At 75.2% G+C, this 8,826-nt stretch carries 8 protein-coding genes; 7 read left to right on the top strand and 1 reads right to left on the bottom strand.

Going from position 1 to position 8,826, the window contains the following annotated elements; translation table 11 throughout:
* Positions 1–171: 171 nt before the first annotated feature.
* The 4 genes from ACFRQN_RS22985 (at position 172) to ACFRQN_RS22970 (ending at position 2,936) form a co-directional block, all read left to right on the top strand.
* Complete coding sequence (locus tag ACFRQN_RS22985; RefSeq protein WP_074005386.1) at positions 172–1,182, top strand: aldo/keto reductase; 1,011 nt, start codon at positions 172–174, stop codon at positions 1,180–1,182.
* 39 nt (positions 1,183–1,221) lie between these two features.
* Positions 1,222–1,641 (top strand): SRPBCC family protein, encoded by a 420-nt coding sequence (locus ACFRQN_RS22980; RefSeq protein ID WP_380741750.1) that lies wholly within the window; start codon positions 1,222–1,224, stop codon positions 1,639–1,641.
* 157 nt (positions 1,642–1,798) lie between these two features.
* Positions 1,799–2,257 (top strand): hypothetical protein, encoded by a 459-nt coding sequence (locus ACFRQN_RS22975; protein ID WP_380741748.1) that lies wholly within the window; start codon positions 1,799–1,801, stop codon positions 2,255–2,257.
* Between the two features lie 76 nt (positions 2,258–2,333).
* Positions 2,334–2,936: a hypothetical protein gene (locus tag ACFRQN_RS22970; protein ID WP_380741746.1), complete on the top strand. Its 603-nt coding sequence runs from the start codon at positions 2,334–2,336 to the stop codon at positions 2,934–2,936.
* A gap of 51 nt (positions 2,937–2,987) precedes the next feature.
* Here ACFRQN_RS22970 and ACFRQN_RS22965 read toward each other — a convergent pair whose 3' ends face one another.
* Positions 2,988–3,638 carry a hypothetical protein gene (locus ACFRQN_RS22965; RefSeq protein WP_074005389.1) on the bottom strand — a complete coding sequence of 217 codons (651 nt, stop codon included), beginning with the start codon at positions 3,636–3,638 and terminating at the stop codon, positions 2,988–2,990.
* A gap of 395 nt (positions 3,639–4,033) precedes the next feature.
* Between ACFRQN_RS22965 and ACFRQN_RS22960 the strand changes: the two genes are divergently transcribed.
* The 3 genes from ACFRQN_RS22960 (at position 4,034) to ligA (ending at position 8,771) form a co-directional block, all read left to right on the top strand.
* The gene (locus ACFRQN_RS22960; protein ID WP_380741743.1) at positions 4,034–5,545 is read left to right on the top strand and encodes a phenylacetate--CoA ligase family protein; all 1,512 of its coding nucleotides are present in this window, start codon (positions 4,034–4,036) and stop codon (positions 5,543–5,545) included.
* The gene (locus tag ACFRQN_RS22955) at positions 5,546–6,595 is read left to right on the top strand and encodes a hypothetical protein (RefSeq protein ID WP_380741741.1); all 1,050 of its coding nucleotides are present in this window, start codon (positions 5,546–5,548) and stop codon (positions 6,593–6,595) included. It begins immediately after the preceding gene.
* A 112-nt stretch (positions 6,596–6,707) separates the two neighbouring features.
* The gene (gene ligA / locus ACFRQN_RS22950) at positions 6,708–8,771 is read left to right on the top strand and encodes an NAD-dependent DNA ligase LigA (protein WP_380741739.1); all 2,064 of its coding nucleotides are present in this window, start codon (positions 6,708–6,710) and stop codon (positions 8,769–8,771) included.
* Positions 8,772–8,826: the final 55 nt, after the last annotated feature.

Here is an 8,826-nt window from a genome sequence, read left to right as displayed (position 1 = left end):
GCCCCGCCCCCGCCCGCGGCCGTAGACGGCGGGATCGGCCCACCCCTTGCATTGCCACGCGTATGCAACTATTGTTCCTGCATGTAAGGCGCGTTTGCACTAATCCTTCGGTGCGGACGCAACCCCCGGCGGGTCCCCCATGACGCCCGCCCGCTCCGCAAAGGCAGTGACATGTCCCTGAAGAACATCCTCCCCGGCAAGCTCGGCTTCGGCACCGCCCCGCTCGGCAACATGTTCCGCGCGATCCCCGACGCCGAGGCCCTGGCCACCGTCGAAGCCGCCTGGGACCAGGGCGTCCGCTACTTCGACACCGCCCCCTTCTACGGCGCCGGCCTCTCCGAGGAGCGCCTGGGCGAGGTGCTGTCCACCAAGCCGCGCGACGAGTACGTCCTGTCCACCAAGGTCGGCCGCGTCATCCTCGACGAGCTGGAGGAGGGCGCCCGCGACCTCGGCGAGAAGGGCGGCCTCTTCGAGCACGGCAACCCGAACAAGATGCTCCACGTGTGGACCGCCGAGGCCACCGAGCGCTCCGTCGAGGACAGCCTCAAGCGCCTGGGCACCGACCGCCTGGACATCGTCTGGGTCCACGACATCGCCCAGGACTTCCACGGCGACCAGTGGCTCGCCAAGTTCGAGGAGGCCCGCACCGGCGCCTTCCGCGTCCTGTCCCGCCTGCGCGACGAGGGCGTTATCAAGGCCTGGGGCCTGGGCGTCAACAAGACCGAGCCGATCGAGCTCACCCTGGCCCTGGACGAGCCGCAGCCCGACGGCTTCCTCCTCGCCGGCCGCTACACCCTCCTCGACCACGACCACGCCCTCCAGCGGCTGCTGCCGATGGCGCAGGAGCAGGGCGTCGACATGGTCGTCGGCGGCCCCTACAGCTCCGGGATCCTCGCCGGCGGCACCCACTTCGAGTACCAGCAGGCCCCCGCCCACATCATCGAGCGCGTCACCGAGCTCAAGGCCCTGGCCGCCAAGCACGGCGTCTCCATCAAGGCCGCCGCCCTGCAGTTCTCCCTCGCCCACCCGGTGACCGCCGCCGCCGTCCCCGGCGCCACCAAGCCCGGCCGCATCGCCGAGGACGTCGCCGCCCTCAACGAGACCGTCCCGGCCGCGTTCTGGCAGGAGCTGCGCGCCGCCGGCCTGGTCAGCCCGGCCGCCCCGCTGCCGAACAACGCCTGACCACCCGCACACCCCACCGCAGTGACAGGAGAAACGACCATGGCCTCCACCTCCGTCAGCCGTACCGTCCCCGCCACCCCCGAGAAGGTCTGGGCCCTCATCGGCGGCTTCGACGCCCTGCCCGACTGGCTGCCCTACATCCCCGAGAGCACCGCCTCCGAGGGCGGCCGCGTGCGCAGCCTGAAGAACCCCGAGGGCGACGTCATCGTCGAGCGCCTCGTCGACTTCAACGAGACCGAGCGGCAGTACAGCTACGCCATCCTCCAGGCCCCGTTCCCGGTCGACGGCTACGTCTCCACCATCCGCGTCCACGCCGTCCCCGGCCGCGCCGACCTCGCCGAGGTCCAGTGGTCCGGCCGCTTCAACCCCGTCGGCGCCACCGAGCAGGAGGTCGTCGACCTGTTCACCGGCATCTACGCCGACGGCCTCGACGCCCTGGCCCGCACCCTCGCGGGCTGACCCGGGGCACCGCGCACCGGCGGCGCGGCGGTCCGGACACCTGGGGGATCGGGTGTCCGGGCCGCCGCGCCGCCGGCGTTTCCGCCCGTCCCCGCCGCTCCGACCTGCCCGGCCCCGCCCCGCGGGCCGTACGGGCGGCGGGCGTAGGCTCCCGCCGGTGACACCAGCACCGACACCCCCTGCCGAGGCCGGACAGCCCGTCGAGCCCGCCGAGCCCGGCCCCGTCTGGGCCCCGCTGACCCGCGCCACCGCCGTCGACCGCGCGACCGGCCTCGCCTGGCTGTCCGGGCTCGGCCACAACCGCGCGGCCCCCGCCGACCTGCTCCTGCGCCTCCTGGACACCGGCGAGCACCACTTCCTGGACCGCGACGACCTGCCCGACGGAGTCCTGGACGCCGCGATCGCCCACCCCGACCGGCGCGTGCGGATGGGCGCCGCGGAGAGCGGCCGGCTGTCACCGGCCCAGTGGGAGCGGCTGATCGCCGCCACGCCCGGGGCGGCGCTGCGCGAGCTGTTCGCGGAACTGGCCGGGAGCGCCCTCAAGCCCCCGCCGGACGAGGCGGCCCCGCCCCTCACCCCCCGCAGAACTCACCGAACTCGCCGCGCTGGCCGCTGACGTCCCCGACATCGACCCCGCCGCCCACGCCGGGGAGCTGCCGTGGGTCGTCGCCCGGCACGCGGACGCCGAGGCCATGCGCCTGCTCGCCGCCTCCCCGAAGACTCTGGTCCGCCGCAGCGTCGCCCGGGCTCCGCGCCTGCCCGCCGACGTCGCCGAACTCCTCGCCCGCGACGAGGACCGCGCGGTGCGGATCCTCCTCGCCGAGTCCTGCGAGGACGCCCCGGCCCGGATGCTCCTGGACATGGCGGGCTGGTGGGACGGCAGCCTCTCCTTCCCGGGCCGCCCGCGCAACCACCCCCGCTTCCCCCGCCTGGGCCTGCTGCGCCTGGCCGCCGACCCGAACCCGCGCCTGCGGGCCCTGGCCCTCGACGACCCCGCCGCCACCGCCGCCCACGTCGAACGGGCCGCCGCCGACCCCGACCCGGCCGTCCGCCGGGCCGCCGCCGCCGACCCCCGGCTCGCCCCCGTCACCGCGGCCGCGCTCGCGGCCGACCCCGACAGCGGCGTGCGGCACTTCGCCCGCGTCAACCCGGCCCTGCCCCCGGAGGAGCTGGTGGTGCTGCTGCTCGACCCGTGCCGGGCCGACACCGCCGCCAGGAACCCCGCGATCCCCGCCGCCGTCCTGCACCGCATGGCCGACCTCGCCATCCCGCACACCGCCGTACCCCGGCGCTGACCCGCCCGGGGCCGGTCCTGGGCACGGACCGGCCCCGGGCGGGGGTGGGGCTCAGTGGCAGACGAGCTTGTTGCGGGCCAGCTCCTGGACGGTGCCGGGGTTGACCGGGGTGTCGCAGGAGACGGTGCCCTCGATCTCGGCGTCGAAGGTGCTGTAGGTGGGGTGGGAGCCGAAGGCGTAGGCCCAGTACCCGTCACCGGGGTCGTTGTTGCCCCAGCCGCCGCGGGGGAGGCAGACGTACTCGTCGGCCTTGCCCTGGACGCGGTTGGTGCCCTTGAACACCGCGTAGTCGCCGGGGCGGGAGAAGTTCAGCGTGACCTTCTGGGACCAGGTGCTGGTGGTGGACTTGCTGGTCTGGACGGAGAAGCCGACCTTGATGGAGACCTTCGCGAAGAACGCCCCCGCCTCCGCGTTGATCTCGGTCGAGGCGTTGAAGGTCGTGCTGACGTTCTGGACCTCGGTCACGGTGGTCTCGACGGAGCCGGTGGTGCCCGGGGCGATGGTGATGCCCTTCCAGTGGGTGAGCACCGGTTCGACGACGGCGGTCGAGACCTCGTACAGCCCGGTCCGGGAGACGCGGGGGTCACATGGGCCGCCCGGCTCGGCCGCGTGGGCCGTACCGGTGGCGAAGGCCGACGCCGCGACCGTCAGGACGGCGAGCGCGGCGGGTAAGGACAGCCGCCGCAGGAACGTGTTCGTCAAGGGGACTCCTCGGGGGAGGGGGTGTCGGACCGTCGCACGGCCGGCACCCGGCATGGATTCGTCAGATCGTGCCCAGAACACCCCCACCGCACACCCACAACACCGAACTCCCCTGCACAAGCGGAAGGTTGGCCGTGCACATAGCCTGTTGCACACCGCCGGACCGTCCCTATACTGCCGTTGCCCGCAGGCCGGAACCCGGCCCCGGACATCCGCCGCTGCGCCCGGCCAGGGCGGCCGGCCGCCCGTACGAGGGAGAACCGATCATGGTCAAGCACTACCTCAAGTACGCCTTCAGCACCCTCACCGCCGCGATGTTCCTGCACATGGTCTGATCCGACCGACCCCGGCCGGGGCCGGGTGGCCCATCGTCCGACCCTGGCCTGGGAGTCCGCTTGTTCGCGACCGCGCTGAGCCAACTGCGCTACGGCGCAGCAATCCTGACGAACCGTCGGATCCAACCCCGCGACCTGGAGCGCCTCGCCCGGGACCTGGTCGCCACCATCGCCGAGTTCGGCGAGCCCGGCGAGGACTCCGCCCTGCTGCCCGGCCGCGCCGGACACGTCGACCCGCAGGTCCGGCGCGAAGTGGCCCGCCGCAGCCTGCGCGCCACCGCCCGCACCGCGGCCCGGCACACCGCCTACTACCGCCGCACCTTCGCCGAACTCGGCCTCGACCCCGACCGGTTGGAGCCCGAGGACTGGTCACGCGTCCCCGTCACCCCCAAACAGGCCCTGCGCGCCCTGCCCGCCGCCTTCGTCTCCGACACCGCCCGCCCCGCCCTGCAGGCGCTCACCACCGGCACCAGCGGCACCCCCACCGCCGTGTGGTTCTCCCGCGCCGAACTCGAGTGCGCCATCGCCTTCAGCACCATCTCCGCCGTGCTCGGCCTCGGCCTGCGCCCCCGCCACACCGTCGCCTACGCCGGCTGCTCCCGTGCCACCCTGTCCCTGGTCAACGCCGAGGAGTCGGCCACCCGCGCCGGCGCCGGCTTCGTCCAACTCGGCACCGTGGCCCCCGCCGTGGCCCTCGACCGCCTCGCCGCCCCGCTCGGCCTGCCCGGCAAGGACCCCCAGGTCACCCACCTCACCACCTCCGCCTCCTACCTGGCCGCCCTCGTCCAGGAGGCCGAACAGCACAAGTGGCGCGAAGCCGACTTCGGCCTGGAGTCGATCAGCGTCGGCGGCGAGGTGCTCTCCGCACCGCTGCGCCGGCGCGCCGAGGCCGTGTTCGGCGCCACCGCCACCTCCGCCTACCTGATGACCGAGATCCTGCCCTCCGGCGCCACCCCCTGCACCCGGGGCCACCTCCACCACACCACCGAGTTCGGACACCTCGAAGTCCTCGACCCGCTCACCTGGGAACCCACCGCCCCCGGCGGCACCGGCACCGTCGTGCACACCCCCTACGTGCCCTACCGCGAGTGCACCCTGCTGCTGCGCTACGCCACCGGCGACCTGGTACGCCTCCCCGCCGAGCCGCCCGACTGCGAACTCGCCCACCTGCCCGCCACCTCCGAGATCCTCGGCCGCTGGAACGGCCCGCTCAGCCGCACCGTCACCACCCGCGAGGTGCTCGACCTGGTCGAAGCCGAACCCGAGGTCCCGCTGCCCGCCCGCCACGCCCTCACCGACGGCCCCGACGGCCCCGGCGGACCGGCCCGCCTGCACCTGCTGGTCGACCGCCTGCCCGCCACCGCCCTGCGCGGCCGCCTGGAGGACCGCGCCCGCGCCGCCGGCCTGCGCCTGGCCGACATCCTGCTGTACGAGGACCGCGCCGCCATGCCGCCGACCGCACCCCTGCGCGCCGACCTGCGCGAGCACACCTTCGACGCCCTCGACACCTTCGACGTCCCCGCCGCCCCCGGCACCCCCGCCGCCCCCGACCGTGTCCCCGGAAGGCGCTGAATGACCGTCGACCCCGCCGCCCTGGCCGCCCTCAGCGCAGCCGTCGCCGCCGAGACCGCCCTGGCCGCCTGGTACCTCGCCCGCGTCCGGATGCCCCGCCCCCCGGTCGGCGTCTACACCGGCGGCGACATCGCCGTCCTGTGCGCCGGAGTCGTCCTCGCCCCGCTGCTCTACACCACCCTGCCCGCGGCCGCCGTCTCCGCCGTCTTCGGCCTCGTCGCCTGCCTCGCCGTCCAGTTCACCCTCGCCCCGCTGCTCGCCGCCACCCCGCTGCGCGCCACCCCCTGGTCCTGGGCCGCCGCCCTCACCGCCACCGCCGCCACCGCGCTCGCTGCCCTCACCGGCCACCCCGCCGCCGCCCGCGCCGGCAGCGACCTGATGATCGCCACCGCCGTCGTCGGCGTCGCCAACCTCTGGACCCAGAGCGGCCTGCGCTCCGGCCACACCGCCGCCCTGGCCGCCGTCCTCACCGGCTACGACCTGGCCGCCACCACCCTCACCGACACCACCACCCGCTTCTTCGAACAGGTCCAGGACCGCCCCTTCGCCCCCCTGCTCGCCCTCACCGGCGGCCCGGCCCCCGTCGCCGTCGGCCTCGGCGACCTCCTGCTGCTCGTCCTCTACCCGCTCGTCGCCGCCAAGGCCCACGGCCGCACCGCCGCCACCGTCGCCGCCCTCGTCGGCCTGCTCACCACCAGCGCGGTCAGCGCCTGCTTCGCCGCCGGCTGGCTCACCAGCGGATTCCCGCTGCTCACCGCCCTGGGCCCGCTGATCGTCGCCCAGCACCTGTACTGGCGCCGCCGCACCGGCGGTGAGCGCACCACCGCCCAGTGGCGCGAGGGCCACCCGCTCCCTCTCCCGCTGCCGTCCTCCGTCGGCCACGAGCCCGCCGCCGCCCTCGCCGCCCCCGTCCCCGACGGCACGCCCCCGGGCACCTGGCTCGCCCTCGCCGACGGCCGCGTCCTCGGCACCGGCCCCACCCCCGGCCACGCCCGCCGCGACGCCCGCCGCCACGGCACCGACACCCCCACCACCGCCCGGCTGGTCTGACACCTCCCAGCGTTCCGCCGGCGCACGACCCGAGGCCCTGCCGGTACGCGTCCCGAGGCCCTGCCAGCGCAGGACCCGGGGTCCTGTCAGTGCCGGCCGCCATGATTCCCGCATGACCGCCACCGCAGCACCGCTGTCCTCCCCGTCCGCGTACGCCGACGCCGTCGCCACCGCCGTCCGGGCCGCCGCCGCGTACTACACCGACGGCTCCACCCCGCTCGGCGACGACGAGTACGACGCCCTGCTGCGGGCCATCGCCGCCTACGAGAGCGCCCACCCCGGCGAGACGCTGCCCGACTCGCCGACCGGCAAGGTGGCCGGCGGCGCCGCGAACGGCGACGTCCCGCACAGCGCCCCGATGCTCTCCCTGGACAACGTGTTCTCCGCCGAGGAACTCGACGCCTGGGCCGCCGGCCTCGAACGGCGCCTGGGCCGCCCCGTCACCGCCTGGTGCGTGGAGCCCAAGCTCGACGGCCTCGCCATCGCCGCCCGCTACCGCGCCGGCCGCCTCCAGCAGGTCGTCACCCGCGGCGACGGCCTCGCCGGCGAGGACATCACCCACGCCGCCGACGCCGTCCTCGGCCTGCCCGCCGAACTCACCGAACCCGCCGACATCGAACTGCGCGGCGAAGTCCTCCTCACCCGGGACCAGTTCGACCACGCCAACCGGATACGCGCCGACCACGGCGCCACCCCCTTCGCCAATCCGCGCAACGGCGCCGCCGGCACCCTGCGGGCCAAGGACCGGCCCTACCGGATCGAACTCACCTTCTTCGCCTACGACGCCATCGGCCCCGACGGCCTCGCCCACAGCGCCCTGCTGGACTACCTCGCCGCCCTCGGCGCCCACACCGCCGCCACCACCGCCGCCCGCCCCCGGCGCTGCGCCGACACCGCCGAGGTCCAGCGGCGCGTCGAGGAGATCGCCGCACTGCGCGCCGAACTGCCCTTCGGGATCGACGGCGTGGTCGTCAAGGCCGACCTGGCCGCCGACCGCGCCGAGGCCGGCTCCGGCTCGCGCGCGCCGCGCTGGGCCGTGGCCCGCAAACTGGCCGCGCAGCACCAGGTCACCCGGCTGCTCGCGGTGGAGTGGAACGTGGGCCGCACCGGCGTCATCGCCCCGCGCGCCGTCCTCGAACCCGTCGTCATCGACGGCGTCACCGTCACCTTCGCCACCCTCCACAACCCCGCCGACATCGAACGGCGCGGCCTGATGATCGGCGACCAGGTCTTCGTCTACCGCGCCGGCGACGTGATCCCCCGGGTCGAGGCCCCGGTGCTCGACGCCCGCACCGGCGCCGAGCAGCCGATCGCCTTCCCCGAGACCTGCCCGCGCTGCGGCGACGCCATCGACACCACCGAACAGCGCTGGCGCTGCGTCCGCGGCCGTGACTGCCAGGCCGTCGCCTCCGTCCTCTACGCGGCCGGCCGCGACCAGCTCGACATCGAGGGCCTCGGCGGCACCCGCGCCGTCCAGCTCGTCGAAACCGGCCTGGTCACCGACCTCGCCGACCTGTTCACCCTCACCCGTGAGCAGCTGCTCACCCTGGACCGGATGGGGGAGACCAGCGCCGACAACCTGCTCGCCGCGATCGCCACCGCCCGCACCCGGCCGCTCAACCGGGTCTTCTGCGCCCTCGGCATCCGCGGTACCGGACGGACCATGTCCCGCCGGATCGCCGCGCACTTCGGCTCCATGACGGCGATCCGGGCCGCCGACGCCGAGACCCTGGCCGGTGTCGACGGCATCGGCACCGAGAAGGCCCGCGTCGTCGCCGCCGAACTCGCCGAACTCGCCCCGCTGCTGGACCGCCTCGCCGCCCTCGGCGTGGGCACCGCCGTCACCGCCCCCACCGCCCCGGCCGCCACACCGACGGCGGGGGAAGGCGGAACCGCCGACGGACCCGCCGACGACCGGGGCCCGCTCGCCGGCGAGGCCGTCGTCGTCACCGGCAGCATGACCGGCGCCCTCGCCGACCTCTCCCGCAACCAGATGAACGAACTGGTCGAACGCGCCGGCGGCAAGGCCTCCTCCTCGGTCTCCAAGCGCACCACCCTCCTGGTCGCGGGCGAGAAGGCCGGCTCCAAGCGCGCCAAGGCCGAGGAGCTCGGCATCCGCATCCTCACCCCCGAGGACTTCGCCACCCTGGTGGCCGCCCACCTCCTCCCGGCCTGACGGGCCCCGTCCCGCGCGGGGGTCCGGCCGGGGTCGGACTTCTCGCGCTCACGCG

This window comes from Kitasatospora sp. NPDC056800 (assembly GCF_042789775.1).
Taxonomy (GTDB): Bacteria; Actinomycetota; Actinomycetes; order Streptomycetales; family Streptomycetaceae; genus Kitasatospora.
This window is presented reverse-complemented; position numbering and strand designations above follow the sequence as displayed.